This window comes from Mycobacterium genavense ATCC 51234 (genome assembly GCF_000526915.1).
GTDB classification, from domain to species: domain Bacteria; phylum Actinomycetota; class Actinomycetes; order Mycobacteriales; family Mycobacteriaceae; genus Mycobacterium; species Mycobacterium genavense.
This window is the reverse complement of the sequence record NZ_JAGZ01000002.1, coordinates 562,271-587,743: the sequence shown is the minus strand read 5'-3', so window position 1 is coordinate 587,743 and position 25,473 is coordinate 562,271. Positions and strand designations below refer to the sequence as shown.

The following is a 25,473-nucleotide window of genomic DNA, read 5'->3' as shown; positions in this document are numbered from 1 at the left end:
ATATGCCAGGGAAATTGTTGATTAAAACTAGCAATAATGTCGATTAAATTCGACACATCTTATCTGCGGGCGCCGCCGGATTGAGATGGCCGAGAAACCAATCGCGGGCCAGGCTCGTCACCTGTTCGAGCGTGCCCGGTTCCTCGAACAAGTGGGTGGCGCCGGCAACCACCGCGACTTCGCACTCGACCGGGATCGCGGACAGCGCCTGCCGGTTCAGCTCGAGGACCGTCTCATCGCGCCCGCCGACTATCAACAGGGTCGGGCGTTCACTTTGCGGAGCAATCCGTTCGCCAGATCGGGCCGCCCGCCCCGAGACACCACCGCGGTGACCTTGACACCCGGATGCGCGGCCGCGGCCAGGGCGGCGCCCGCGCCGGTGCTGGCACCGAAGTACCCCACCGGCAATGACGCCGTATCGGGTTGAGCGCCCAGCCATGCCGTGACGAGGATCAATCGGTGCGCGAGCAATCCGATGTCGAAGACGTTGGCCCGGTTGGCTTCTTCCTCGGGTGTCAGCAGGTCGAAAAGTACGGTGGCCAACCCCGCGGCGTTGAGCACTTCGGCGACATAACGATTGCGAGGACTGTGTCCGCTGCTACCGCTGCCATGCGCGAACACGACGACGCCCTTGGCGTGCGGTAGGACGGTGAGCTGCCCGGCCACCGACGCCGCCCCGACGGCGACCCGGATTTCCTTGTCTATCATGGTGATCGACCGATCCTAAGGATGCTTACCGGCAAGCCGGTCGCTGGCGGCATAACGCAACAACGCAGCAATCCCGTCGGCCGGCGCGCTCCCGTCGGGGGCCCGCACCAACGAAGCGCCGACCGCGATCGCGCCGAACGGTAACGCCTCGTCGGCCCGGGCGATGCGTTCCACCGGCTCGCCCAGTTCGGACAACATGTCGGCATCGGGCGCGATGGTGGTCAGCGCGTGGCCGGTAACCACGAGGGTGTCACCCAGCGCACCGACGATCAGCGTATCGACGTCGCCGTCACGCAACGCCTCGCACACCGCACCGAGCCCCTGGGCCGCCAAGCCGGAGCCCCGTCCGACCTCTGATTGGAAGCGATCCGCGACGTCGGTCATTTCGAGGCCGTGCCGCCGCGCGAACTCCGCCGAGGTCGCTTCGTGGAGCTCTGCTTCGCGGGCGCGACCTTTCCGCGCACCGCATGCAATTGGCAGACCCTCTCGGCCACGCGTTGCGGCAATTCGGCAAGGAGATCTGCGCGGGCGGGAACCGCTCCGCTGACGAAAACGACCTCGGGATCCGCCTCGTCCACCAGCCGGGTCAAGTGGTCGGCGATCGCGCGGCAGTTCATCCGCACGGCTTCGTCGGCCGTGTGCTGGAAATCGCCGTAGCCATTCCAGCCGGCCGTGGCCGGTTTGTGCACCGGGTACCCGGCGCCTTCCACGTGACTGGATTTGACGGTGGTGCCGTCGTACAGGCTGACGTCGGCGCCGGTGTGGTCGACCGCGGCGAACAGGTAAACCGGTCGCAGCATCGCGCCGTCGACCAACGGCAGGACATAAGGGTAATCCGAGAAGCGAACCACCGTGCTCGAGGGTGGGCTGCAGAGTTGTTCGTCGATCAGCACGTGGTCGCTGCTCGTGATCAGCGCTCGGCCGCGCCGACCCACCACGGGGCGGTGGTTCAGCACGGCATCCTCGAGGGTGCCGAGGAGTTCCGTTCCCGCACCCATGTTTTCGAGGTGCTTGCGGATTTCGTGCCACTTCGCTTCGAGTTGCTCGACCGCGCCTGCCGTGTTGTGCGAGTCGTCGAAAGACACCGAGGCGAAAGGGCCTTTCGCCGTTACCAGCCCCCTGAGACGTTCCGATCGCATCGCACACCTTGGCTGTTGTGTCTGGCCTCTACTGTTGGTCAACCGTATGAACGGCATTTGCGAGCCCGCCAGAGCCGTTAGCCCCCTGATGCGGGCCTTTGGTCCCGTTGTAGGGTCGAGAGTTCGGGGCCCGCCGGCCGAGGAGGCCGAGGACATGCGTTGGCCGGGCGGTGACCGCAACCGCCCGGCCAACGCTTCACCTGGTCCCTACCTGGTCGTCACCTCCGCGGCGCTGCGCAGCACACTGCGGAAGAACTCGATCCGCGCCGTGGTCAATTCCTCCGCCAGGTCCAGCGCGGCGTCGACAACGGTCTTGCGTCGCGACTGCTTCGGGAGCACAGGGCTGATCTGATCGACGAACTTGCGTACCGCCTCGATCGCCTGCTTGCGGCCGAACTTTCGACCGACTCGAGCACGTAGTCCGAAAGTTCGGCCCAGCGCGGCTCGGATTTTGCCGGTGCCTCTGTCATGATCCCACTCCTACTCGAAACAAAGTCTTGCGTACGCCCCCGACGGTACGACGTTTCGCGGATCGGCACGAGTGACTAAAGTCCTTTGTCCCAGATGGACTTTCGCGATCGGCAACGGGCCCTAGGTCCCTACCTGGGCGGCTCGAGACGGTGTTAGCGTGCCGTCATGGCAACGGCCACCGGCGACCACCCACGGCAGCGGGACGCTTTGCGTCGAGGCGCGTCCGGCGGCGTCCTGGGTGGCGCCATTACCCCCTTCGTGCATACCGGCCAGCACGTCACCCGGTCATGGCGTGGCTACCTCGGTCGCGGGTCCGACGAACTGCCGATCGCGCGGCCCACTATCGCGCTGGCGGCACAGGCCTTCCGCGACGAGGTCGTGTTGACAGGCCTGAAGGCGCGCCGCCCGGTCAGCCAATTGGACATTTGGGAGCGGATCACCCGCGAGGTGGTTGACGGGGTCCAGTTCTATGGGGACAAGGGATGGCTGGAAAAGCCCAGGCGGTTCTTCGGCACGCCACCGGTGCTTTCCGACGTCGAGATCCGAAAGGTCAAGGGCCGCAGCCGCTCCTATCACCGCATCTTCTTCGACAGCGGGTACGCACCGCACCCGGGCGAACCCGGCGCGCAACGATGGATGGGCTACACCGCGAACAATCGCGAGTATGCGCTGCTGCTGCGCCACTCCCAACCACGCCCGTGGCTGGTGTGCGTGCATGGAACCGAAATGGGGCGCGCCGCATTGGATCTCGCGTTGTTTCGGGCATGGAAACTGCACGACGAACTCGGTCTCAACGTCGTCATGCCGGTCCTTCCGATGCATGGGCCCCGGTCGCGTGGCTTGCCCAAGGGGGCGGTGTTTCCGGGGGAGGATGTGCTCGACGACGTGCACGCGACGGCTCAGGCGGTATGGGATATCCGTCGCCTGTTGTCCTGGATTCGCTCGCAGGAGCCCGAATCGCTGATCGAGTTGAACAGTCTTTCGCTCGGCGGTTACATCGCATCGCTGGTCGCCAGCCTCGACAAGGGCCTCACCTGCGCGATACTCGGCGTTCCCGTGGCCGACTTGGTCGAACTACTGAGGAGCCACTCCGGTCTGAGCCACGGCGACCTGCGCCGGCAGACGATGGAACTGGCCGCGCCCATCGGGCGCATGGTCTCGCCGTTGTCGCTGGCTCCGCTCGTGCCCATGAGAGGCCGCTTCATCTACGCCGGCATCGCCGACCGCGTGGTGCATCCGCGCAAGCAGGTGACCCGCCTCTGGGAGCACTGGGGTAAGCCGGAAATCGTCTGGTACCGGGGCGGTCACACCGGATTCTTCCGCTCACAGCCCGTGCAGCGGTTCGTGTGGGAGGCGCTGGTGCAGTCGGGGCTGTTGGACGGAGCGGCAACGCAGCGCGACCGCCCTGCCTAGTTGTGGCGGTTGACATGCATCCGTTGGATCCGCTGGGCGCCGCGATGATGGCCGCGGAGTCGTGTCGAGCCCGATGCACGCCGGTGCCGTGCTGATCCTGTCACCGCCCACGCATGCCGGCCCGGCTTATGTCGAAGCACTGTACCGGGAGACACTCGCCGCGAACGCGCCGGTCGATCCCAGACTTCGCCGATATCCCCATCGCGGTGTCGACACCGGCGGCCTCTGGGTGTGGCGTGACTGCAACAGCCTCGACGTGCGTCGACACTTCCTGCGCCGCGCCATCTCTGGTGGCGACGCCGACCTGTGGCGGCTGATCGGCGAGTTGGACGCGCAACGCCTCGACCGGTCCCGCCCGATGTGGATGTCCTATCTGATCGACGGCCTCGAGGGGGGTCGATTCGCGTTCTACATCAAGGTGCATCACACCCTGACCGACGGCGTCGCCGGGCTTCGGATGATCGCCGATGCGCTGAGCAGCGACGCGCAGCGGCGGTCGATGCTCCCCGTCTATGCCGACCATCGCGACGAATCCGCGGTGCCACACGGGTCCCCGGGACTGTTGTCTCGTCTGACCGCGCCGGTACGGTCACTGGCCGACACCACGGCCCGCGGCGTCGGCCTGATCGAGCGCGTCGTTACGGGGGAGCTGTCGACGCTGATGGACGGCCTGGCCGGTTACACCACCGGGTGGCCCTTCGGCGCGCCCTACACGCGGTTCAACGGCCGGCTGGGGCCCGAGCGTGCGGTCTGCGCGGGCAGTTGGGCCAAGGCCCGTATCCGGGCTGTGCAAGAGTCGGCCGGTGTCACCGCCAACGACGTGATCACCGCGATGGTGGCGGGAGTGTTGCGGCGCTGGCTGGGTGACCGCGGTGAATTGCCCAAGCGGTCATTGGTCGGGATCTGCCCGATCACGGTGCGCGATCGCAACTCGGACCCGTTGATTGCGCAGTACGGCAACATGTTCGGCCTTTGGCTGTGTCCCTTGGGCACCAATGTGGATGACCCGATCGCGCGGTTGGGCCTGATTCACCGGTCGATGTCGGCAGGAAAACAGTGGGTGGCGAAGCGGGGATCGGCGGCATCGCTGTTGACGAATGCGGCGAGCATCGCCGCGACCGTTATTGCTCCGCTGCTGCCGTTCACGCCGCGGATACGGACAGGTTTCAACATCCCGATTTCGCACGTGCCGGGTCCTGAAGCCGAAATGTATTGGAACGGGGCGCATATCGAGGAGATCTATCCGGTGTCGACCGTCTACGACGGGATGGCGCTCAACGTCACGACCTGCTCGTACTCCGACCGCATCGGGTTCGGCTACGCGGCTGGGCGCGAGGCCGTGCCGGATATCGACACCCTGATACCGCTGATCGAGCAATGTCTTGCCGAACCCGAATCCGCTGTGGGCGTCCGCGGATGCGGGCAAAGAGGACTTCGGTCCCTACCGGCGCGCAGTGACGCGTGGTCAGATCGAAACGTGAGGCACTCGATCGCATCGGTCACCAGGACAGCGGCGCTGATTGCGCTGCTGTACGGCGCCCGGCGCTATTACCGGGATTGGGGCACAACCAAATCGGAATGCCGGATGGTGCTGCCTGGCGATACATTGGTGGCCGATCCCGCCGTCCAGTCAACCGAGGCGATCTACATCGACGCCCCCACCGCGGCGGTCTGGCCTTGGCTGCTGCAGATCGGCCAGGACCGCGGTGGTTGCTACGGCTGGGAGGGGGTGATGAACGCGGTCGGTCTCGGTTACCGTCACACCGATCGGGTGCGCCCGGAATGGCAACAACTCGCGGTGGGGGACACCGTTCGCCTGGCTCCCGAAGGCTGGCTGGGCCAGCCCGACGGGGTGACGTTTCGCGTCGCTGAAATCGTTCCGGAAAAGTATTTGGTACTCCATGCCCGGACATCGGATCCGGCCCGGGATGTGGTGTGGTCGTTTCACGTTCAGCCGCACTGGGAGGACCGGGTGCGACTGCTCACCCGCGTCAGGATCGCCCTGCGCCGCCCGGGTGCGGTGTTCGCCATGGAGCTGCTTAGGCCGATAGTCGCCTTCGGCACGCGTGGCTTGTTACTCGGCATCAAACGCCGTGTGGAGACATCGGCTGCCGGTGTCGCGCACAGCCAAGCCCGGCAGTGATGGCTATTCCGGCTTGCGGGCGACGATCGCGACGGCGGTCAGCCGTTCGCGATGCTTGCGAAAGGTGTTGCACATGGCCAGAACTCGCTTGCGCGCGCCCGGATTCCGCAGCAGGTTTCTGGTGAAGCGCAGCGCACCCAACAGCCCCTCGTCGGCGATCACCCGGCGCGGCTGCAACAGGGCCATCGGCGCCGTCACGACGCGGTCGATGACCAGTCCGTGGTCCGACAACAACCGCGACCATTCGGCGATGGTCAACGGGCGCGCGTTCACCTTGATCGAGCGGGCCAGCGCCTGCCGGATCTCGGTGCTGATCTCCTCGGAGACGGTGTCGGGGGTCAGCGCGAGTTCGTGGATCGCGTACCGACCGCGCGGCCGCAGCACTCGCGCGGCCTCGGCGACGATCGCGTGTTTGGCGGCATCGCCCTGCATCGTCAGCATGGCTTCGCCGATCACGACGTCGCGGCTGGCGTCGGGCAACCCGGTGTTGGCGGCGTCGGCGACCCGAACCGTTCCGGAGGCGCCGGTGACACCGACGATGACGTCGCGCACCGTTTCGGCCGCCTCGGGGTCCTGTTCGGCGCCGACATACGACCGCGGGGCACGGGTGAGGATCTCGGCGGCGGTGCGGCCCAGGCCGGGGGCGAGCTCGAGCACGTCGGCGTCGGTCACGTCGGCGCCGGCGAGCATCGTGCGGGTGAGCCCGACACCGCCGGGGCGAAGGACGCGTTTCCCCAACCGCGCCAGCAGCCAGTGGCCCGCAACGCTGTCGTCGGCCCGACTCGACATGGGAGACATAAGCTTTCCCGCCCTTCCTAGTTTTCACAATCGCGATTGTGTAAACTCTATCGCATGACGTACGTTATCGGAAAGCCTTGCATCGATGTGATGGATCGGGCATGTGTGGACGAATGTCCCGTGGATTGCATCTACGAGGGTGGCCGGGCGCTCTATATTCATCCTGACGAATGCGTCGACTGCGGCGCGTGCGAGCCGGTCTGTCCGGTCGACGCGATCTACTACGAAGACGACCTGCCCGACGAGTTGCAGCCGCACCTGGCCGACAATGCGGCGTTTTTCTCCGAGACCCTGCCGGGGCGCGACGCCCCGCTGGGGTCACCGGGCGGCGCGGCCAAGCTCGGTGCCCTCGGCGTCGACACCCCCTTGGTGGCCGCCCATCCGAAAGCCGACGTATCCGAAGGAGCGTGAGCGGCCGATGACGCCCGGGGTCACGTCAACGGCGGAGTCCGCCGGTCGCCGCCGTGAGGTGCTGCGGATATTGCGGACGTCGCGGGAGCCGATGACGATCGTCGCGATCGCCGATGTGCTGGGCGTGCATCCCAACACCGTTCGCTTCCACCTCGACAGCCTGGCCGCCGACGACCAGGTGGAACAGGTGGAGCCGGGCCGCAAGGGTCCGGGGCGTCCGCCGCTGATGTTCCGGGCCGTCCGGCAGATGGATCGCGGCGGGACGCGGCACTACCGGTTGCTCGCCGAGATACTGACGACGGCGTTCGCGGCCGACCAGGATGCGGCCGACAAGGCGCTGGCCGCGGGACGGTCCTGGGGTCGCCAGCTGGTTGCCGGCTCGTCGGCGGACGCCACGAACCCGGACGAGGCCATCGGCCACCTGATCGACGTGCTCGACCGGCTCGGCTTCGCCCCGGAGCGCCGGGTGGCCGACGGCGAGCACCAAGTCGGCCTGCGGCACTGCCCGTTTTTGGAAGTCGCCGAAAACCGCACCGCCGTCGTCTGTCCCGTGCACCTTGGGATCATGCAAGGCGCGCTGGAAACCTCGGGCGCCCCGGTTGCCGTCGAGCGGCTGGATGCGTTCGTCGAACCCGATCTGTGTGTCGCACACCTCGAGTTGCAGGAGGCCTGAAAGTGAACATCGAAATGGCGGTCGCCGCCGCCGTCACCTTCGTCTGGCTTGGCATGGTGCTGGCCATCTCGTTCTTGGAAGCCCCGCTGAAATTCCGGGCGCCCAACGTCACGCTGCAGATCGGGCTCGGCATCGGGCGGCTGGTCTTTCGCGCGCTCAACACCGTCGAGGTGGCGTTCGCCATCGTCATCCTGGCGGTCGTGGTGGACGGCCCGATGCCTAGCCGGATCGCTATCCCGTTCGTCATCGCGTTCGCGACGCTGGCCATCCAGCTGATCGCGGTGCGCCCGCGGCTGACCCGCCGTTCCGACCAGGTGCTCGCCGGGATGGACGGACCCCGCTCCTTCGCCCACTACGCCTACGTCGGCTTGGAGGTAGTCAAGGTCGCGGCGTTGATCGTGGCGGGGATACTCCTATTGAGCACATGAGATTTTGACAGTCCACCGCAGCCCACCGAGGGGATGAACCCATGGAATCGATCTCGCTCACCAGCCTGGCCGCCGAAAAGCTGGCCGAAGCCAAGCAGTCCCACAGCGGACGCGCCGCACACACCATCCGCGGTGGCCACAGCCACGAACTGCGCCAGACCGTGCTGGCGTTGCTCGCCGGCCACGATTTGTCCGAACACGACAGTCCCGGCGAGGCGACGTTGCAGGTGCTGCAGGGTCATGTGCGCCTGACGGCCGGGGACGATTCCTGGGACGGTAAGACCGGTGACTACGTGGCGATTCCACCGCAACGGCATGCCCTGCACGCCGTCGAGGATTCGGTGATCGTCCTGACCGTGTTAAAGAGCCAGCCGGGCGCGGCGCACTAGCCGATGCTGTCCACGCCCTGGTCGAGGAGCTCGGCCTGCGGGTGCCGATCGTCAACGCCCCGATGGGCGGCGTCGCGGGTGGCCGGCTGGCCGCCGCCGTCAGCGCGGCCGGTGGTCTGGGCATGGTCGGCATGGGCAGTGTCGCGAACCGGGAATTGCTGGCGGCCCAGTTGCAACACGTCGACGGCAGGTTCGGCATCGGCTTGGTGGACTGGGTGATGCGCACCGAGGAGAGCCTGCTGGAGGACGCGCTGGCCGCGCGGCCCGCGCTGCTGTCGGTCAGCTTCGGCACCGACTGGTCGTGGGTGGCACAGGCGCATGACGCCGGAATCCCCGCTGTCACACAGGTTTACGACGCGCTCGGGGCCCGTCAGGCCGTCGAGGCGGGCGTCGACGTCGTGGTCGCGCGCGGCGCCCAGGGCGGCGGGCACGCGGATACGAAGCTCGGCACGCTGCCGCTGCTCGACGACGTGCTGGACGCCGTCACCGTGCCGGTGCTCGCCGGGGGCGGCATCGCCTCGCCGCGCAGTCTGGCTGCGGTGCTGGCCGCCGGGGCCAGCGGCGCCTGGGTGGGCACCCGTCTGGCGGCGTGCCCGGAGGCGCTGACCGGCGACGCCAGCCGCCAGGCCCTGATCGCGGCGCGATCCACCGACACCCGGGTCACCCGGGCCTTCGACGTCGCCAAGGGCCTGCCGTGGCCGTCGCGATTCCCGGCGCGGGTGCTGGCCAACGACTTCGTCGCGCGCTGGACGGGCCACGAGGACGCGCTCGATGCGCCGGCCTGCGACGAGCTGGCGGCCGCGATCGACGCCGACGACCGCCGGATCGCCCCGGTCGACGCCGGTCAGGGGGTCGGCATGATCCGCGACGACGCGTCGGTGGCCGAGGTCATCGACGCCATGTGCACCGGCGCGCAACGGCTGCTGGCCGGCTGGGGGGTAGCGGTCAGACCACCCGCAGGTACCGCTGCGCGATGAGCCGCTGGCCGACCTTCAGCACCGGTCCGCCGGCCCGGCTCCACCAGGTCGCCGGCCGGGAGAACGCCGACACCTTGGCGAACATCGCGTCGGTGGCCGGGTCCCGGCTCACGGCGAAGCGTTCCTCGCCGGACTCCGGGTGGCCCGGCAGGGTGCCGTAGCCGAACCCGCGGATATCGGGCTCGTCGATCACATAGACGACGCGGCACGGCGCGGGCAGAAACCCCAGCCGCACCACCACCACCGCGTCGAGCACGACAACCTCGGAGGAGGCTTGCACCCGCAGGCCGGCCCCGCGCTGCATGCCCCAGCGCATCACCGCCTCGGCCGCCCGCTCGAATCGCTGCCGGCCCGTGCCGATCCGGCGCTGCACGTGTTGATGGTGATATCCCGCGGGCAGCTCGCCGGCGGCGGTCGCGCCCACCTCGGAGTACGTCAGCGGAAGCTCTTCGAGCGCTGCCAGGTCCACCCGCCCGAGCGTACGGTCGTAAAGGTGACCGCACAAAACTCGAAAACCGTTGCAGAAGCGTCCGGAACGTTCACCCTCGGCGGCGATTTGACCGTCAACCGCCTCGGGTTCGGGGCAATGCGCATCGTCGGCAAGGGCGTCTGGGGCTCACCCGCCGATCGCGACGAATGCGTCCGAGTGTTGCGCCGCGCCGTCGAACTGGGCGTAAATCTCATCGACACCGCGGACTCCTACGGCCCCTACATTTCCGAGGAGATCATCCGCGAGGCGCTGTACCCCTATGACGACCTGGTGATCGCGACCAAGGCCGGATTTTTGCGGACCGGCCCCGACGTCTGGATCGAGATGGGCTTTCCGGCCTACCTGCGTCAGGAAACCGAGATGAGCCTGCGCCGGCTGGGTGTGGAGACCATCGACCTGTTGCAGTTGCACCGCGTCGACCCCAAGTGGCCGCTGGCCGACCAGGTCGGCGAGCTGGCCAAGCTGAAGGACGAGGGCAAGATCCGCCACATCGGGCTGTCCGAGGTCAGCGTCGACCAGCTGAAGGAGGCCCAGCAGATCACCCCGATCGTGTCGGTGCAGAACATGTACAACCTGACCGTCCGCCGGGCTGAACCGCTCCTCGACTTCGCGACCGAACACGGCGTCGGGTTCATCCCGTACTTCCCGCTGGCGGCGGGGCAGCTGGCCGCTCCCGACGGCCCGCTGAAACGCATCGCCGACGACCACCACGCGTCGCCCCCTCGCAGCTGGCGCTGGCCTGGCTGCTGAAGCGCTCGCCGGTGATGCTGCCGATCCTCGGCACGTCGAAGGTGTCGCACCTGGAGGAGAACGTGGCCGCGGCCGAGATCACGCTGTCCGACGAGGAGTTCGAGACCCTGGCGGCTGCCGGCGCGAAGTAATTCCACACCCAATACGGTGTTCTGGTGGCCGGTGAGCATCAGAAACACCCCGGCGGGGGATTCAACCCACCCGAACCGACGACCAAGGGCGGGCCGGATTACGGCCGGTTCATCGACGCGGTGCGCAAGCTGCAGGACCACGCGCGGGCCGTCGACGCTCCCGACGAGGTGATCAGCGAGGCCGCCGACACGCTGGAGAAGCTGTCCGTGCTGCTGAGCCCGTACGACGCGGACGAGTGGGAGTCGCCGTCGGGCCGCCGAATGGACCTGCCGATGCGCGGCAACGTCCTGACGGTGCCGTTGACGTCCCGCAAGACCGCGGACGGCCGGATCGAGGGCACCGCCCGCTTCGCGCGGTTTCACCTGGGCCGCAACGGCGCCGTGCACGGCGGGTCGTTGGGGATGCTGTTCGACACCGTGCTCGGCCTGACCGCGTCGGTGCTCACCGGCAGCCGCCGGCAGCGGACCGCTTATCTGACGATCAACTACCGCAACATCGTCCCGATCGAAAAGGACCTGCAGTTCGACGCCGGCATCGACCGCGTGGACGGCCGCAAGATCTTCGTGTCGGGCAAGTTGACGACGGCGACACGCTGCTGGCCGAAGCCGATGCGTTGTTCGTCAAACTCAAACCCGGCCAGCCGTAGCTCACGCGGCCCATTCGGTGGCGTTGCTGACGGCGTAGAACGCGGTCAGTTGGTCGAGGAGTTCGGGCGCGCCGGTCGTGATCGTCGGACCGTGGTCTTTGCCTGCCAGTGCGTAAAACGTGGCGCCGGGGATCAGGTCCGCCAGTTCGGCTGATTCCTCGAAACGAAAAGCGTCATCGGTGCCGGCGCAGATGAGCGTCGGAATCGCGATCCGCGAAAGTTGGTGCTCATCGATGCCCGGATCCGTTTGGCAGGAGGCAGGTAGGCGGCCAGCGCCAGGGGATCGTGACCGGCCAATCGGTCGAGGTTCTTCGCGCTCAGGACGAAGCCGCGTGCCTGTTGCCACCGGGCGAGGAAAGCCGGCATCCCGTCGGTCTCGAGGATCTCGACGGCGCCCCGGCAAAAGAACCTCTCCGCGAGGTCGTGTTGGGCGTGGTGCGAAGATCCGACGACGACCAGCGAGCGAACCCGGCCCGGGTGCAGCACCGCCATCGCTAAACCGATTCTGCCGCCCAGCGAGTACCCCAGGTAGTGGGCGGACCGGACCCCGATTGCGTCCAGCACCGCGCAGATATCGAGCGCGAGAAAGCGCGTGTCGTAGCGCGCCGCAAAATGTGGTTTGCTGCTTTGCCCATGGCCCAGGACGTCGATGGTCACCACATTGAACCGGCGGGTCAGCTGTTCGGTATAGCCGAAGCGCTCCCAGATGGTCTTCGATTGCATGGTCCCGTGGACCAGCACCAGCCAGTCCGCGCGCGCACCCGGCCCGGGGTTGACCTGGTAGGCGATCGAAACCCCCTGTCGATGTTCGACAGACCTGAGGACGCCAACTGTGCGCATGGCACCAAGGCTAGGAACGCCCGGCCGGGCGCGGAATCCGCCGATGGGACGGAATTTCACACCGATCGGGGGACAAGCGGTGCGGTTGCCGCGGTGTGACGGCTTGGGCCTGTCGGGGCGCGCACCGATAGCATGGCACCGATTAATCACCGATTGATTCCCCCACCGAACCTTGGAGACCCACCGATGAGCGCCCCCGCAGAATCCGCCCCGGCAGCACCGATCCGGGTTGCTGCCGGGACTACCGCGGCCGCGGCGGTCGGGGAGGCGGGGTTGCCGCGCCGGGGTACGCCCGACGCGATCGTGGTGGTGCGCGACGCCGACGGCAAGCTGCGCGACCTGAGCTGGGTGCCCGACGCCGACACCGAGGTGATCCCGGTCGCGGCCAACACCGACGAGGGCCGCAGCGTCATCAGGCATTCGACCGCGCACGTGTTGGCCCAGGCCGTCCAGAACCTGTTCCCGCACGCCAAATTGGGCATCGGGCCGCCGATCGCGGACGGCTTCTACTACGACTTCGACGTGGCCGAACCGTTCACGCCCGAAGACCTGGAAAAGCTGGAAAAGCGGATGCGCCAGATCGTCAAGGACGGGCAGCTGTTCGACCGGCGAGTGTATCCGTCCAAGGACGCCGCGCGCGCGGAACTGGCCAACGAGCCCTACAAGCTCGAACTCGTCGACGACAAATCGGGCGACCCCGACGTGATGGAGGTCGGCCCCCCTGGTTCCAATGACGAACTCACCGCCTACGACAACCTCAATCCCCGTACCCGCGAACGGGTCTGGGGTGACCTGTGCCGCGGGCCGCACATTCCGACCACCAAGCACATCCCGGCGTTCAAGCTGACCCGCAGCTCGGCCGCCTACTGGCGCGGTGACCAGAGCAACGCCAGCCTGCAACGCATCTACGGCACCGCCTGGGAGTCGCAGGAGGCTCTCGACAAGCACCTGGAGCTGCTCGAGGAGGCGCAGTGGCGCGACCATCGCAAGCTGGGCGTCGAGCTGGACCTGTTCAGCTTCCCCGACGAAATCGGTTCCGGCCTAGCTGTTTTCCACCCCAAGGGGGGCATCATCCGGCGCGAGCTGGAGGAGTACTCGCGGCGTAAGCACATCGAGGCCGGGTACGAGTTCGTCAACACCCCGCACATCACCAAGGAGCAGCTGTACATCACCTCGGGCCACCTGGAGTGGTACGCCGACGGCATGTACCCGCCGATGCACCTGGACGCGGAGTTCAACGCGGACGGGACGGTGCGCAAGCCCGGGCAGGACTACTACCTCAAGCCGATGAACTGCCCGATGCACCACCTGATCTACCGGTCGCGCGGGCACTCGTATCGCGAGCTTCCGTTGCGGTTCTTCGAGTTCGGCAGTGTGTACCGCTATGAGAAGTCGGGCGTGGTGCACGGGCTGACCCGGGTGCGGGGCATGACCCAGGACGACGCCCACATCTACTGCACGCGCGAGCAGATGCGCGACGAGCTGACCTCGCTGCTGCGCTTCGTACTCGACTTGCTGGCCGACTACGGGCTCAACGACTTCTACCTGGAGCTGTCCACCAAGGACCCGGAGAAGTACTCCGGCTCCGACGAGATGTGGGACGAGGCCACCGAGGTCCTGCGCGAGGTGGCCGTGGCGTCGGGGTTGCATTTCGTTCCCGACCCCGGCGGCGCGGCGTTCTACGGCCCGAAGATCTCGGTGCAGGTCAAGGACGCGCTGGGGCGCAGCTGGCAGATGTCGACGATCCAGCTCGACTTCAACATGCCGGACCGATTCGAGCTGGAATACACCGCCTCCGACGGGTCGCGACAGCGCCCGGTGCTGATTCACCGGGCGCTGTTCGGGTCCATCGAGCGGTTCTTCGGCATTCTCACCGAGCACTATGCCGGGGCCTTCCCGGCGTGGCTGGCGCCGGTCCAGGTGGTCGGGATCCCGGTCGCTGACGAGCACGCCAGCTACCTGGAAAACGTTGCGGGCCAACTTCGCTCGCGTGGTGTGCGGGTCGAGGTGGACACCAGCGACGACCGGATGGCCAAGAAGATCGTGAACCACACCAACCAGAAGGTGCCGTTCATGTTGTTGGCCGGCGACCGGGACGTCGAGAACGGAGCGGTCAGCTTTCGCTTCGGCGACCGCAGCCAGATCAACGGCGTGCCGGTCGACGCCGCGATCGACACGATCGTCAAGTGGATAGCCGACCGCGAGAATGACGCTCCCACAAAAGAATTGGTGAAGGTTGCCGGCGGTGAGTGAGCAGGACAGCGAGAACACGATTCTCGACCGGGGTGTCGGAGATCGCGATCACCTGCAGCGGTTGTGGACGCCGTACCGGATGACGTATCTGGCCGAGGCGCCGGCCAAGCGCGACAACGGCACACCCGACCAGCCGTTCACCGACATCCCGCAACTGCCCGACGAAGAGGGCCTGGTGGTCGCACGCGGTGAGCTCGTCTACGCCGTGCTCAACCTCTACCCGTACAACCCCGGGCACCTGATGGTGGTGCCCTACCGGCGGCTGTCCGAGATCGAAGACCTGACCGAGGCCGAGAGCGCGGAGTTGATGGCCTTCATCCAGAAGGCGATTCGGGTGATCAAGAACGTGTCGCGGCCGCACGGGTTCAACGTCGGCCTGAATCTGGGCACCTCGGCGGGCGGGTCGCTGGCCGAACACCTGCACGTGCACGTGGTGCCGCGCTGGGGCGGTGACGCGAACTTCATCACGATTGTCGGCGGCGCGAAAGTGATCCCGCAGTTGCTGCGCGAGACGCGCCAGTTGCTTGCCACGGAGTGGGCCAGACAGAAATGAGTAAGGCGCCCTTCCTGTCCCGGGCCGCGTTCGCCCGGCTCACGGCTCCGACAGCCCGGGCGCTGCTGCGAGTGGGCTTGACGCCGGACGCCGTCACGATCCTGGGCACCGTCGTGGCCGTGGCGGGGGCCCTGACGTTGTTTCCGATCGGCAAGCTGTTCGTCGGCGCGCTGGTGGTCTGGTTCTTCGTGCTCTTCGACATGGTCGACGGCGCGATGGCCCGCGAGCGCGGCGGCGGCACCCGATTCGGCGCGGTACTCGACGCGACGTGCGACCGCGTCAGCGACGGCGCGGTGTTCAGCGGACTGCTGTGGTGGATTGTCTTTGGCCTGCATGACAAATCGCTGGCGGTGGCGACGCTGATCTGCCTGGTCACCTCGCAGGTGATCTCCTACATCAAGGCCCGGGCCGAGGCCAGCGGGCTGCGCGGGGACGGCGGGATCATCGAACGACCGGAACGGCTGATCATCGTGCTGGTCGGCGCGGGCCTGTCCGATCTGCCCGGTTATCCGTTGCCGTGGGCGCTGCCCGTGGCCATGTGGGTGCTGGCAGCGGCCAGCGTAGGCACCAGCGTGCAGCGGTTGCACGCGGTGCGGACCTCTACCGGCGCGGCCGAACCCTTGCTGCCTGATCCGGGAAGCGGTGAAACGAGCGCGCCGTGATCTTGACCGAGACGGCAACCGACTGGGCCTATGCCGCCGGCTGGATGGCGGTGCGAGCGGTCCCAGAGTTCGCCGCGCGCAACGTATTCGACACCGGAGCCCGCTATGCCGCCCGCAATGGCGGTCCCGAGCAGCTGCGCAAGAACCTGGCCCGGGTCATCGGTGTGCCGCCGGCGCAGGTACCCGACGCCCTGATGCGGGCTTCGCTGCGGTCCTATGGCCGCTACTGGCGGGAGGCCTTCCGCCTGCCGTCGATGGATCACCGGGTGCTGGCCCGGCGAATCGACGAGCTGTTCCTCGGCGCGGACAATCTCGACGCGGCCCTGGCCGCCGGCCGTGGCGCGGTGCTCGCACTGCCACACAGCGGCAACTGGGACATGGCCGGGGTGTGGCTGGCGCAGACGCACGGCACCTTCACCACGGTCGCCGAGCGACTCAAACCCGAATCGCTGTACCGCCGTTTCATCGCCTACCGCGAAAGCCTTGGCTTCGAAGTGCTTCCGCTGTCCGGCGGCGATCGGCCGCCGTTCGAGGTGTTGTGCGAGCGGCTGCGCGCCAACCGGGTGGTGTGCCTGATGGCCGAGCGCGACCTCACCCGCACCGGTGTCGAGGTCGACTTCTTCGGCGAGCCCACCCGGCTGCCGGCCGGGCCGGCGAAGCTGGCGATCGAAACCGGGGCGGCGCTGTGCGCGGCGCACTGCTGGAACGAGGGCGACGCCTGGCGGGTTCGTATCCAGCCGCCGCTGGACTGCTCCAGCGGGGACGTCAGAGCCATCACCCAGGTGTTGGCCGATCAATTCGCCGCGAACATCGCCGCCCACCCCGAGGATTGGCACATGCTGCAGCCGCAGTGGTTAGCCGATCTGTCCGCCGACAGACGTGCCCGGCTGAAGGAAGTCTGATGCGGATCGGGATGGTCTGCCCCTACTCGTTCGACGTGTCGGGCGGGGTGCAGTCACATGTGTTGCAGCTCGCCGAGGTGCTGCGCGACCGCGGCCATCAGGTCAGCGTGCTGGCTCCGGCGTCGCCGCACGTCTGCCTGCCCGACTACGTCGTCTCCGCCGGCAAGGCCATCCCGATTCCCTACAACGGTTCGGTGGCGCGGCTGCAATTCAGCTTCGCGGTGCACGGGCGGGTCCGGCGCTGGCTGACCGAGGGCGACTTCGACGTGCTGCATCTGCACGAACCGAATGCCCCCAGCCTGTCGATGTGGGCGCTGCGCATCGCCGAGGGCCCGATCGTGGCCACCTTTCACACCTCGACCACCAAATCGCTGACGCTGAGCGTCTTTCAGGGTGTGCTGCGGCCGTGGCATGAGAAGATCGTCGGCCGCATCGCGGTGTCCGACTTGGCCCGGCGCTGGCAGATGGAGGCGCTCGGGTCCGACGCGGTGGAGATCCCCAACGGGGTCGACGTCGCCTCCCTCGCCTCGGCGCCGCCCTTGGACGGGTATCCGCGGCCGGGCAAGACGGTGTTGTTCCTGGGCCGCTTCGGCGAACCTCGCAAGGGCATGCAGGTGCTGCTCGAGGCGCTGCCGCGGGTGACCGAACGCTACCCGGACCTGCAGGTGCTGATCGTCGGCCACGGCGACGAGGACGAATTACGCGCGGAGGCCGGCGAACTGACGCGTTACCTGCGTTTCCTCGGCCAGGTCGACGACGCCGGAAAGGCCTCGGCGATGCGCAGTGCCGACGTCTACTGCGCGCCCAACATCGGCGGCGAGAGTTTCGGCATCGTGCTGGTGGAGGCGATGGCCGCCGGCACGCCGGTGGTGGCCAGCGACCTGGATGCCTTCCGGCGCGTGCTGCGCGACGGCGAGGCCGGACGGCTGGTGCCGGTCGGCGACGCGGCCGCGCTGGCCGACGGGCTCGTCGAGATGCTCGAAAACGACGCGCTGCGTGCGCGTTACGTGGCCGCGGCGACCGAATCGGTATCCCGCTACGACTGGTCGGTGGTGGCCGGGCAGATCGTGCGCGTGTACGAGACGGTCGCCGGCTCGGGCGTCAAGGTTCAGGTGGCCGGCTGATGGCCTGGCCGCTCGTCGCCATCGTCCTGCTGGTCGTGCTGATCGCGGTGTTGGCGGTGATCGGTGCCTGGGCCATTCAGACCGCGCAACGATTGAACCGGTTGAACATTCGCTACGACCTGTCCTGGCAGGCCCTCGACAGCGCGCTGGCGCGGCGCGCGGTGGTCACCCGCGCGGTGGCGATCGACGCCTACGGTGGCTCCCCCGAAGGCCGACGACTGGCCGCGTTGGCCGACGCCGCCGAGCGGGCACCTCGTCACGCGCGGGAGAACGCCGAAAACGAGCTGTCGGCCGCACTCGCGCTGGTCGACCCCGCGGCACTGCCGGCCGGCCTCATCGCCGAGTTGGCCGACGCCGAAGCCCGGCTGCTGCTGGCCCGCCGATTCCATAACGACGCGGTCCGCGACACCCTGGCGCTGGGCGAGTGGGGCCCGGTGCGTGCCCTTCGTCTCGGTGGAACAGCCACGCTTCCAAGCTATTTCGAGATCGTGGAGCGGCCACACGCGCTGGCGCACACCCCGCACGAGGCGCCCAAACACCGGACCTCGGCGCGGGTGGTGCTGCTCGACGAGACGGGCGCGGTGCTGTTGCTGTGCGGCTCGGATCCGGCGGTCGAGGACTCGGCGCCGCGGTGGTGGTTCACCGTGGGCGGCGAGGTGCGCCCGGGCGAACGCCTGGCTGAGGCCGCCGCGCGAGAGTTGGCCGAAGAGACCGGGTTACGCGTCGAAGCGGCCGAGCTGGTCGGACCGGTCTGGCGACGCGACGAGGTCTTCGAGTTCAACGGCACGCTGATCGACAGCGAGGAATTCTTCTTCGTGCGCCGCACTACGCGCTTCGAGCCGGTCTGCACGGGCCGCACCGAGCTGGAACGGCGCTACATCCACTGCCACCGTTGGTGCGCCGCCGACGACATCGCCGAACTGGTGGCCGGGGGACAGACCGTGTACCCGCGCCAGTTGGCCGAACTGCTCGGCGAGGCAATCGCGTTGGCCGACAACGACGTAGGTGGCCGGCTGCCCCAGCTGCAGTCGATCCGCTGACGTGAACTAGCGCGCGTCCGACACAATGGGCAGCACACCCACCGACGGCAGTCCGGTAGCCAGCGGGATCGAGATGCTCGGGCTTGCGGCGGCGCCGGCGACCGAGCTGATGGACTGCAGCGGGCCTGGCAGCCCGGTGGCGTAGCCGAAGTCGACTAACGGCTTGAGGAACGGTTGGAGCAAGTCGGCCAACGGATTTCCCAAAATCGGCACGAACATCCGCAACGGATCCAGCAGCGGCAAATTCGTGGTGGGAACGATGAAGTAGGTGGTGTTGCCGATCTGCTGTTGCACCGCGGTGGCAAGTTGCGCAGCGGTCAGCAACGGAGTTTGGGTGTGCAGCGGAACGCCGAAAATCGCGTTGAGGTCGGCCGAGATATTGAAAATGCCCGCGGGGAACTGGGCGACGGGGTCGTACTGGATGCCGTAGGTCGTACTGGATGCCGTAGATGGTGGCCAGGTAGATGGTGTCCGCCGGCGTCGGTACGTGAAATGCGGTGAAGAATCCCGGGATAAAGCGGGTCAGGATGCCGCCGGTCACCGGATTGTTGGGATCGGCGAGCATCATGAAGTTCAGCAGGTTGGGGTCCGGTCGCAGGACGGCGGGCAGGGCATTGAGATAGCGCATCTCCATGGTGGCGATCGTGGCGCTCTGCGAATAGCCGACGACCAGGAGCCGGTCGCCCGCGGTGGTATGGCTCATGATCGCGTTGTTCAGTATCGCGATGCCCTCTTGGACCGACTGCGTGAAGCTTTTACTGTTGATGCCGGTCAGTGGCCACAACTGCTCGGGCGTGTACAGACCCTGCGGGGAATAGCCGGGGTAATTCGGGAGGACGAACGTCTGGTAGACCTCCTGCACGTAGGTGTCAGTGGGGGTCGGGTTGCCGGTGCCGCCCATGATCAGCGCGATCTGGTCGCCCGACTGCAGGGCGGCCGCGTTGGACGTCTCGGTGTCGGTGTAGGCGTTCTGCGCGTTGACCAGCGTCTGCACGAACTGGTTGTGGAACAGTTCCGCCTGCGCGCTGAGCGCCTGGTATTGCTCGGCCTGGGCGTCCAGGAATGCGGCGGTGCGCAACGATACCGAATCCGTGGTGGGCGCCAGCACTCCCGTCGTCGGGGCCGCCGCGGCGGCGTTCGTCGCTTCCAGGGCCGACCCGATCCCTTGCAACTCGTCGGCAGCAGTCCCTATCGCGTCGGGGTCGACTATCAGGTCGGTCATCGGGGATCCGCCTGGCTAGTCCAGCACCGGGCGGGGCGCCAAACCCTTGCGTGCGGCCGCCGGAGCGACGGCACCGATCAACCGTCCGGGCACCTTCATCGGCGGCACGTACGGCGTGGAGGTCGCGGTCGCCGAGACGGGAGCCGCCGCGGCGGCGGGCCCGCCGGTGACCGCGGGGCCCGCCGGTGACCGCGGGGGCCGCCGCCTGCGCGGTGCTGGCCCAGGTCGCCGGCACGGACAGCGCCCCGATAGGGGCGGCCTGGCCCACACCCGCGGTGACCACGCTGCCCGTGAGCTGTGCCGTGCCCGGGGCGCCCACCGCGGGACTGACCGCCGATGCCAGCACCGGATTGATCGCCGGGAGGCCGCCGCTCAGCAACGGATTCGCGCCGGACATGAGCTGGCTCATCGCCATTTGCATCGGTTCCATCGCGAACTGGGCCGGCGTCGAGAGCATCTGCAGTTGCGACATCGGATTCATCAGCTGCTGCGTCATCGACTGGAACAACGAGTTGATCAGCTGGTCAAGCAGCGACGGGTAGGTGGGGGCGGGCGGCAGGCTAAACAGCGTCAGGGGCGGCGCGCCGAACGGTGTCCACCCGGCCTGGGCGGCCGTGGTGGCGGCGTCGTAGCCCGTCATCGCCGCCACGTCCTGAGCCCACATCTGCGCGTACTCGGCCTCGGTCGTCGCGATGGCCGCGGTGTTTTGACCCAGGATGTTTGACCCAGGATGTTCGTCGCGATCAGCGTCGTCAGCAGGCACGGTTGGCCGCGACGACCTCGGGGGCACCGTCGCGGTAAACGCCGCCTCGAACGCGCCCGCCGACAAGCGGGCCTGGTTGGCCAGCAGCTCCGCCTTTGCCGAGGTCGCGGTCAACCACTGCACATACGGCATGGCCGCCGCGACCATCATCGTCGACGCCGGCCCCTGCCACGGCCCACCGGTCAGCGTCGACACCGTCGCCTGGAAGGAACTGGCCGCCGCGGCCAGCGGAGCGGCCAACATGTCCCACCCCTCGGCCGCGGCCCAGATCGTCCCCGATCGGGGCCCGGCATACATGCGCGCAGAATTGATCTCCGGCGGTAGCAGCACGAAATCCGGCAACATCCCCGAGCCTCTTCTCGGCCAACCGCGACGGCGGGTGTGGGCAGGGATGCCGCCCTTTGATTCGCACCAGCTGCTACGGCCTGCGCAAATAGCTGCCGCAATATGTAGCACAATGTCGACGTCGCCGCACCACTCTGCTGAACAGATGTCGAACTTCCGTCGCCAAACGATGGGCAAACTCGGTTGCCTCGCACCACTAGAGTGGAAGCGCGATGGTTCGAGGAGAGAAGGGGCTAGTGGACAGCGGCGCACAGTCGGGCCAGCCAGTGACCGGAACGGCGCGCGTCAAGCGCGGCATGGCCGAGATGCTCAAGGGCGGCGTCATCATGGACGTCGTCACCCCGGAGCAGGCCCGAATCGCGGAGGGCGCCGGCGCCGTCGCGGTCATGGCGCTAGAGCGGGTACCCGCAGACATCCGCGCTCAGGGCGGCGTGTCCCGGATGAGCGACCCCGACATGATCGAGGGCATCATCTCCGCGGTGACGATCCCGGTGATGGCCAAGGCGCGCATCGGGCATTTCGTGGAAGCCCAGATCCTGCAGAGCCTCGGCGTGGACTACGTCGACGAATCCGAGGTGCTCACCCCCGCCGACTACACCCACCACATCGACAAGTGGAAGTTCACCGTGCCGTTCGTGTGCGGGGCCACCAATCTCGGTGAGGCACTGCGGCGCATCAGCGAGGGCGCGGCCATGATCCGGTCGAAGGGTGAGGCCGGCACCGGTGACGTGTCCAACGCGACCACGCACATGCGCGCGATCGGCGGCGAGATCCGTCGCCTGACGTCCTTGTCGCACGACGAATTGTTCGTTGCCGCAAAGGAATTGCAGGCGCCCTACGAGCTCGTCGTCGAGGTGGCCCGGGCGGGCAAGCTGCCGGTCACGCTGTTCACCGCCGGCGGCATCGCCACACCGGCCGACGCCGCGATGATGATGCAGCTCGGTGCCGAGGGCGTGTTCGTCGGCTCGGGCATCTTCAAGTCCGGCGATCCCGCGCAGCGCGCCGCCGCGATCGTCAAGGCCACCACGTTTTTCGACGATCCGGACGTGCTGGCCAAGGTTTCTCGCGGCCTGGGCGAACCGATGGTGGGCATCAACGTCGAGCAGATCGCGCAGCCGCACCGCCTGGCCGAGCGCGGCTGGTAAAAACAGTTCGTGGCGATCGAACAGATCCTTGATCTCGAACAACTCGAGGTCAACATCTACCGCGGCAGCGTCTTCAGCCCGGAGTCGGGATTCATGCAGCGCACCTTCGGCGGCCACGTGGCCGGTCAGTCGCTGGTCTCGGCGGTGCGCACCGTCGACCCGCGCTACCAGGTGCACTCGCTGCACGGCTATTTCCTGCGGCCCGGAGATGCCTTGGCGCCCACGGTTTTCATCGTGGAGCGCACCCGCGACGGCGGATCGTTCGCCACCCGGCGGGTCAACGCGATCCAGCACGGGGAGATCATCTTCAGCATGGGAGCGTCCTTCCAGACCGATCAGGAAGGCATCCACCACCAGGACGCGATGCCGTTCGCGACGCCGCCCGACGGCCTGCCCGGCCTGGACTCGATCAAGGTCTTCGACGACGCCGGCTTCAAGCAGTTCGAGGAGTGGGACGTCTGCATCGTGCCGCGGGACCGCCTGGAGTTGTTGCCCGGCAAGGCATCTCAGCAGCAGGTGTGGTTCCGTCATCGGGACCCACTGCCGGACGACCCGGTGCTGCACATCTGCGCGCTGGCCTACATGAGCGACCTCACGCTGCTGGGCTCGGCGCAGGTCACCCACCTCGACGTGCGCGAGCATCTGCAGGTGGCATCGCTGGACCACGCGATGTGGTTCATGCGCGCATTTCGGGCCGACGAGTGGCTGCTCTACGACCAGTCCTCGCCGTCGGCCAGCGGCGGTCGTTCGCTGTGCCAGGGCAAGATCTTCACCCAGTCCGGCGAGATGGTCGCGGCGGTCATGCAGGAGGGGCTGACCCGCTTCAAGCGGGGACACCAGCCGTGAGCCGGCCGCGGATCGGCGTCTTGGCGCTGCAGGGCGACACCCGCGAGCATCTGGCGGCGCTGCGCGAGGCCGGGGCAGAGCCCTTGCCGGTGCGCCGCCGGGGCGAGATCGAGACCATCGACGGGCTGGTCATCCCGGGCGGGGAATCCACCACGATGAGCCACCTGCTGCTCGATCTCGACCTGCTCGAGCCGTTGCGCGCGCGCCTGGCCGCCGGGCTGGCGGCTTACGGCGCGTGCGCCGGAATGATCATGCTGGCCAGCGAGATCCTCGACGCCGGCGCCAACGGACGTCAGGCGCTGCCGCTACGCGCGATCGATATGACGGTGCGGCGCAACGCTTTTGGGCGGCAGGTCGATTCGTTCGAAGGCGATGTCGAGTTTGCGGGCCTGGATGGCCCGGTGCGGGCGGTGTTCATCCGGGCGCCGTGGGTCGAGCGGGTGGGCGAGGGCGTGCGGGTGCTGGCCACGGCCGCGGGCCACCCGGTCGCGGTCCGGCAGGGGCCGATGCTGGCGACGGCGTTTCACCCGGAGATGACGGGGGACCGGCGCATCCATCGGCTGTTCGTCGACATGGTCGGGGGCCGCGGCTAGCGGGTGCTCTCGTCCGGGAGGTTGCGCTGGGACTGCCGCAAGCCCGGCGCGTCCGGGTCGTCGTGCCGGTGTTCCAGCTGATCCTGCTGTCGCCGCTGCTGCTCGGTCGACTCCCGGGCGTCCTCGGGTTCTTTCGTCATGCGCTTAGCTTCACCCGAATCGCGGCCCGCGAAACCTGCCGGCCGACGGCCGCGTGGGGCCCGATGCCGCTCGTCCACGTAGACTCGTCTGGCTGTACACGACGAGCGCAACAAGAAAGTTTGAGGTAGGACGGCGATGAGCGGCCATTCGAAGTGGGCCACGACCAAGCACCAGAAGGCCGTCAAAGACGCGCGCCGCGGTAAGGAGTTCGCCCGGCTGATCAAGAACATCGAGGTCGCCGCGCGTACCGGCGGTGGCGACCCGGCGGGCAACCCGACGCTGTACGACGCCATCCAGAAGGCCAAGAAGACCTCGGTGCCCAACGACAACATCGAGCGGGCCCGCAAGCGCGGCGCCGGTGAGGAAGCCGGCGGCGCCGACTACCAGACCATCATGTACGAGGGCTATGGGCCCAACGGCGTGGCGGTACTGATCGAGTGCCTCACCGACAACCGCAACCGCGCGGCCGGCGAGGTCCGGGTGGCGGTGACCCGCAACGGCGGCAACATGGCCGACCCGGGGTCGGTGTCGTACCTGTTCACCCGCAAGGGTGTGGTCACGCTGGAGAAAAACGGCCTGTCCGAGGACGACGTGCTGAGCGCCGTGCTGGACGCCGGCGCCGAGGACGTCAACGACCTGGGCGAGAGCTTCGAGATCATCTCCGAGCCGAGCGACCTGGTCGCGGTGCGCACCGCGCTGCAGGAGGCCGGCATCGACTACGACTCCGCCGAGGCGAGCTTCCAGCCGTCGGTCAGCGTGCCGGTCGACGTGGAAGGCGCCCGCAAGGTGTTCAAGCTGGTCGACGCGCTGGAGGACAGCGACGATGTGCAGAACGTCTGGACCAACGTCGACCTGTCCGACGAGGTGCTGGCCGCCCTCGACGAGGACTGACTAAAGCGGGCTCACGGTCGCCACCGGCTGGCCGTGCGCACCACGGTCCCGCCGCGCGCCGCCGGGTACAGATGCCAGGTGTGCCAGCGCCAGCCGATGCCGTCGGCGCGGGCCGCCAGCACGGTCAGCGCGGCGTCGTCGCCGGGGAAGGTGCCGCCCAGCCAACCGGTTTCGGTCGCGCAGTGGCTGCGCAGCTGGCGTGCGAGCCCGCGAAATTCCGGCTCGTCGTGCGTGCGGGTGCAAGACTCCAAGCGGTAGCCGGGGCCGTCGGCGTGCTCGGGCAGCGTGTCCGCCGGACCGTCGGTGGCGCACGACACTTGTTCGGAGAAATCGGCCGCGGCGTGCTCGACGGTGACCAGATGCGAGGCGCCCAGAACGGCGAGTGTCAGCGCGCCGCCGTCGGCATGACACAGCCGGTGGCGGGCCAGCGGCACCGGCGCGGGAGCGTTGAGGCGCAGCCGACGCGCCGCCCCGGATACATCTGCCGGGTCGACGGCGAGCTGATAGAGCGGCACGCAAACCCTTCCGTCGCCGCGGTGAAGCGAACGTCGGCTTAAGTTAACAGCTTTGCCGGATTCGGGCCGC

22 protein-coding genes and 8 pseudogenes are annotated in these 25,473 nt (G+C 67.8%); 19 read left to right on the top strand and 11 right to left on the bottom strand.

Annotated features, from left to right (window positions below; all coding sequences use genetic code 11):
* Positions 1–43: 43 nt before the first annotated feature.
* From T428_RS26365 to T428_RS35325, 3 genes and pseudogenes are all read right to left on the bottom strand, one after another.
* Positions 44–702, bottom strand: a pseudogene (locus T428_RS26365) (dienelactone hydrolase family protein); the annotation flags it as partial.
* A 21-nt stretch (positions 703–723) separates the two neighbouring features.
* Positions 724–1,847 (bottom strand): annotated as a pseudogene (locus T428_RS26360) (Rv2629 family ribosome hibernation factor).
* 207 nt (positions 1,848–2,054) lie between these two features.
* Entirely contained in the window at positions 2,055–2,186 is a 132-nt protein-coding gene (locus T428_RS35325) for a hypothetical protein (RefSeq protein WP_281173742.1), read from the bottom strand.
* Between the two features lie 297 nt (positions 2,187–2,483).
* On the opposite strand from T428_RS35325, the gene T428_RS0107440 reads away from it, so the two are divergent.
* Positions 2,484–3,731 carry an alpha/beta hydrolase family protein gene (locus tag T428_RS0107440; RefSeq protein WP_025735980.1) on the top strand — a complete coding sequence of 416 codons (1,248 nt, stop codon included), beginning with the start codon at positions 2,484–2,486 and terminating at the stop codon, positions 3,729–3,731.
* A gap of 14 nt (positions 3,732–3,745) precedes the next feature.
* A pseudogene (locus T428_RS26350) lies at positions 3,746–5,142 on the top strand (wax ester/triacylglycerol synthase family O-acyltransferase); the annotation flags it as partial.
* Positions 5,143–5,877: 735 nt separating this feature from the next.
* Here T428_RS26350 and T428_RS0107425 read toward each other — a convergent pair.
* Positions 5,878–6,672 (bottom strand): class I SAM-dependent methyltransferase, encoded by a 795-nt coding sequence (locus T428_RS0107425; RefSeq protein WP_025735979.1) that lies wholly within the window; start codon positions 6,670–6,672, stop codon positions 5,878–5,880.
* Positions 6,673–6,726: 54 nt separating this feature from the next.
* Here T428_RS0107425 and fdxA point away from each other — a divergent pair, with 54 nt between their 5' ends.
* The 5 genes and pseudogenes from fdxA (at position 6,727) to T428_RS26340 (ending at position 9,550) form a co-directional block, all read left to right on the top strand.
* Positions 6,727–7,083 (top strand): ferredoxin, encoded by a 357-nt coding sequence (gene fdxA / locus T428_RS0107420; RefSeq protein ID WP_025735978.1) that lies wholly within the window; start codon positions 6,727–6,729, stop codon positions 7,081–7,083.
* Positions 7,084–7,090: 7 nt separating this feature from the next.
* Complete coding sequence (locus T428_RS26345) at positions 7,091–7,756, top strand: helix-turn-helix transcriptional regulator (RefSeq protein ID WP_036467307.1); 666 nt, start codon at positions 7,091–7,093, stop codon at positions 7,754–7,756.
* 14 nt (positions 7,757–7,770) lie between these two features.
* Positions 7,771–8,184 carry a hypothetical protein gene (locus T428_RS0107410; RefSeq protein ID WP_156942890.1) on the top strand — a complete coding sequence of 138 codons (414 nt, stop codon included), beginning with the start codon at positions 7,771–7,773 and terminating at the stop codon, positions 8,182–8,184.
* Positions 8,185–8,225: 41 nt separating this feature from the next.
* Positions 8,226–8,573: a cupin domain-containing protein gene (locus tag T428_RS0107405; RefSeq protein WP_025735976.1), complete on the top strand. Its 348-nt coding sequence runs from the start codon at positions 8,226–8,228 to the stop codon at positions 8,571–8,573.
* Positions 8,574–8,576: 3 nt separating this feature from the next.
* Positions 8,577–9,550 (top strand): annotated as a pseudogene (locus T428_RS26340) (NAD(P)H-dependent flavin oxidoreductase).
* On the opposite strand, the gene T428_RS0107395 reads toward T428_RS26340, so the two are convergent.
* A complete protein-coding gene (locus T428_RS0107395; protein WP_025735975.1) occupies positions 9,519–10,019 on the bottom strand; it encodes a DUF1990 domain-containing protein in 501 nt (166 codons plus the stop codon). The pseudogene T428_RS26340 and the gene T428_RS0107395 overlap by 32 nt on opposite strands.
* Positions 10,020–10,043: 24 nt before the next feature.
* Between T428_RS0107395 and T428_RS26335 the strand changes: the two are divergent.
* Both T428_RS26335 and T428_RS26330 read left to right on the top strand, forming a co-directional pair.
* Positions 10,044–10,921: pseudogene (locus T428_RS26335) on the top strand (aldo/keto reductase).
* A gap of 21 nt (positions 10,922–10,942) precedes the next feature.
* Positions 10,943–11,568 (top strand): annotated as a pseudogene (locus T428_RS26330) (PaaI family thioesterase).
* Positions 11,569–11,700: 132 nt separating this feature from the next.
* Here T428_RS26330 and T428_RS26325 read toward each other — a convergent pair.
* Positions 11,701–12,408 (bottom strand): alpha/beta fold hydrolase, encoded by a 708-nt coding sequence (locus T428_RS26325; protein WP_051465147.1) that lies wholly within the window; start codon positions 12,406–12,408, stop codon positions 11,701–11,703.
* A 186-nt stretch (positions 12,409–12,594) separates the two neighbouring features.
* Here T428_RS26325 and thrS point away from each other — a divergent pair, with 186 nt between their 5' ends.
* The 6 genes from thrS to T428_RS0107350 are packed head-to-tail and all read left to right on the top strand — an operon-like array spanning position 12,595 to position 18,942.
* Positions 12,595–14,661 (top strand): threonine--tRNA ligase, encoded by a 2,067-nt coding sequence (thrS, locus tag T428_RS0107375; RefSeq protein ID WP_025735974.1) that lies wholly within the window; start codon positions 12,595–12,597, stop codon positions 14,659–14,661.
* Positions 14,645–15,214, top strand: a complete 570-nt coding sequence (locus T428_RS0107370; RefSeq protein WP_245604819.1) for an ATP adenylyltransferase — start codon at positions 14,645–14,647, stop codon at positions 15,212–15,214. Before thrS ends, T428_RS0107370 begins: the two co-directional genes overlap by 17 nt.
* Positions 15,211–15,876, top strand: a complete 666-nt coding sequence (gene pgsA, locus T428_RS0107365; RefSeq protein ID WP_025735972.1) for a phosphatidylinositol phosphate synthase — start codon at positions 15,211–15,213, stop codon at positions 15,874–15,876. Before T428_RS0107370 ends, pgsA begins: the two co-directional genes overlap by 4 nt.
* On the top strand, positions 15,873–16,778 hold the full coding sequence (locus T428_RS0107360) for a phosphatidylinositol mannoside acyltransferase (RefSeq protein WP_025735971.1): 906 nt from the start codon (positions 15,873–15,875) through the stop codon (positions 16,776–16,778). The genes pgsA and T428_RS0107360 overlap by 4 nt, the downstream gene beginning before the upstream one ends.
* On the top strand, positions 16,778–17,902 hold the full coding sequence (locus T428_RS0107355; RefSeq protein ID WP_025735970.1) for a glycosyltransferase family 4 protein: 1,125 nt from the start codon (positions 16,778–16,780) through the stop codon (positions 17,900–17,902). Before T428_RS0107360 ends, T428_RS0107355 begins: the two co-directional genes overlap by 1 nt.
* The gene (locus T428_RS0107350; protein ID WP_025735969.1) at positions 17,902–18,942 is read left to right on the top strand and encodes an NUDIX hydrolase; all 1,041 of its coding nucleotides are present in this window, start codon (positions 17,902–17,904) and stop codon (positions 18,940–18,942) included. Before T428_RS0107355 ends, T428_RS0107350 begins: the two co-directional genes overlap by 1 nt.
* Positions 18,943–18,948: 6 nt before the next feature.
* On the opposite strand, the gene T428_RS35320 is transcribed toward T428_RS0107350, so the two are convergent.
* From T428_RS35320 to T428_RS36010, 3 genes and pseudogenes are all read right to left on the bottom strand, one after another.
* Positions 18,949–19,329 (bottom strand): PE-PPE domain-containing protein, encoded by a 381-nt coding sequence (locus tag T428_RS35320; protein WP_425412002.1) that lies wholly within the window; start codon positions 19,327–19,329, stop codon positions 18,949–18,951.
* 133 nt (positions 19,330–19,462) lie between these two features.
* A pseudogene (locus T428_RS36015) lies at positions 19,463–20,164 on the bottom strand (PE domain-containing protein); the annotation flags it as partial.
* A 169-nt stretch (positions 20,165–20,333) separates the two neighbouring features.
* Positions 20,334–21,272 (bottom strand): annotated as a pseudogene (locus tag T428_RS36010) (PPE family protein); the annotation flags it as partial.
* A gap of 212 nt (positions 21,273–21,484) precedes the next feature.
* On the opposite strand from T428_RS36010, the gene pdxS reads away from it, so the two are divergent.
* The 3 genes from pdxS to pdxT are packed head-to-tail and all read left to right on the top strand — an operon-like array spanning position 21,485 to position 23,856.
* Positions 21,485–22,417 carry a pyridoxal 5'-phosphate synthase lyase subunit PdxS gene (gene pdxS, locus T428_RS0107325; protein ID WP_051465146.1) on the top strand — a complete coding sequence of 311 codons (933 nt, stop codon included), beginning with the start codon at positions 21,485–21,487 and terminating at the stop codon, positions 22,415–22,417.
* 9 nt (positions 22,418–22,426) lie between these two features.
* Positions 22,427–23,263, top strand: coding sequence for an acyl-CoA thioesterase II (gene tesB / locus T428_RS0107320; protein WP_025735965.1), 837 nt, complete (start codon positions 22,427–22,429; stop codon positions 23,261–23,263).
* On the top strand, positions 23,260–23,856 hold the full coding sequence (gene pdxT / locus T428_RS0107315) for a pyridoxal 5'-phosphate synthase glutaminase subunit PdxT (protein WP_025735964.1): 597 nt from the start codon (positions 23,260–23,262) through the stop codon (positions 23,854–23,856). The genes tesB and pdxT overlap by 4 nt, the downstream gene beginning before the upstream one ends.
* Here the strand turns inward: pdxT and T428_RS33200 are convergent.
* Positions 23,853–23,996, bottom strand: a complete 144-nt coding sequence (locus T428_RS33200) for a hypothetical protein (protein WP_169733625.1) — start codon at positions 23,994–23,996, stop codon at positions 23,853–23,855. The genes pdxT and T428_RS33200 overlap by 4 nt on opposite strands.
* Before the next feature lie 136 nt (positions 23,997–24,132).
* Between T428_RS33200 and T428_RS0107305 the strand changes: the two genes are divergently transcribed.
* Positions 24,133–24,888, top strand: coding sequence for a YebC/PmpR family DNA-binding transcriptional regulator (locus tag T428_RS0107305; protein WP_025735963.1), 756 nt, complete (start codon positions 24,133–24,135; stop codon positions 24,886–24,888).
* Positions 24,889–24,899: 11 nt separating this feature from the next.
* On the opposite strand, the gene T428_RS0107300 is transcribed toward T428_RS0107305, so the two are convergent.
* Positions 24,900–25,403: a DUF2617 family protein gene (locus T428_RS0107300; RefSeq protein WP_025735962.1), complete on the bottom strand. Its 504-nt coding sequence runs from the start codon at positions 25,401–25,403 to the stop codon at positions 24,900–24,902.
* Positions 25,404–25,473: the final 70 nt, after the last annotated feature.

Coding starts and splice junctions, on each gene's coding strand:
- T428_RS0107440 (WP_025735980.1), top strand. CDS start 2,484: ATGGCAACGGCCACCGGCGACCACCCACGGCAGCGGGACGCTTTGCGT.
- T428_RS0107355 (WP_025735970.1), top strand. CDS start 16,778: ATGCGGATCGGGATGGTCTGCCCCTACTCGTTCGACGTGTCGGGCGGG.
- T428_RS0107405 (WP_025735976.1), top strand. CDS start 8,226: ATGGAATCGATCTCGCTCACCAGCCTGGCCGCCGAAAAGCTGGCCGAA.
- T428_RS0107350 (WP_025735969.1), top strand. CDS start 17,902: ATGGCCTGGCCGCTCGTCGCCATCGTCCTGCTGGTCGTGCTGATCGCG.
- fdxA (WP_025735978.1), top strand. CDS start 6,727: ATGACGTACGTTATCGGAAAGCCTTGCATCGATGTGATGGATCGGGCA.
- T428_RS26345 (WP_036467307.1), top strand. CDS start 7,091: ATGACGCCCGGGGTCACGTCAACGGCGGAGTCCGCCGGTCGCCGCCGT.
- T428_RS26325 (WP_051465147.1), bottom strand. CDS start 12,408: ATGCGCACAGTTGGCGTCCTCAGGTCTGTCGAACATCGACAGGGGGTT.
- T428_RS33200 (WP_169733625.1), bottom strand. CDS start 23,996: ATGACGAAAGAACCCGAGGACGCCCGGGAGTCGACCGAGCAGCAGCGG.
- pdxS (WP_051465146.1), top strand. CDS start 21,485: ATGGTTCGAGGAGAGAAGGGGCTAGTGGACAGCGGCGCACAGTCGGGC.
- T428_RS0107410 (WP_156942890.1), top strand. CDS start 7,771: ATGGCGGTCGCCGCCGCCGTCACCTTCGTCTGGCTTGGCATGGTGCTG.
- thrS (WP_025735974.1), top strand. CDS start 12,595: ATGAGCGCCCCCGCAGAATCCGCCCCGGCAGCACCGATCCGGGTTGCT.
- T428_RS0107425 (WP_025735979.1), bottom strand. CDS start 6,672: ATGTCTCCCATGTCGAGTCGGGCCGACGACAGCGTTGCGGGCCACTGG.
- T428_RS0107305 (WP_025735963.1), top strand. CDS start 24,133: ATGAGCGGCCATTCGAAGTGGGCCACGACCAAGCACCAGAAGGCCGTC.
- pgsA (WP_025735972.1), top strand. CDS start 15,211: ATGAGTAAGGCGCCCTTCCTGTCCCGGGCCGCGTTCGCCCGGCTCACG.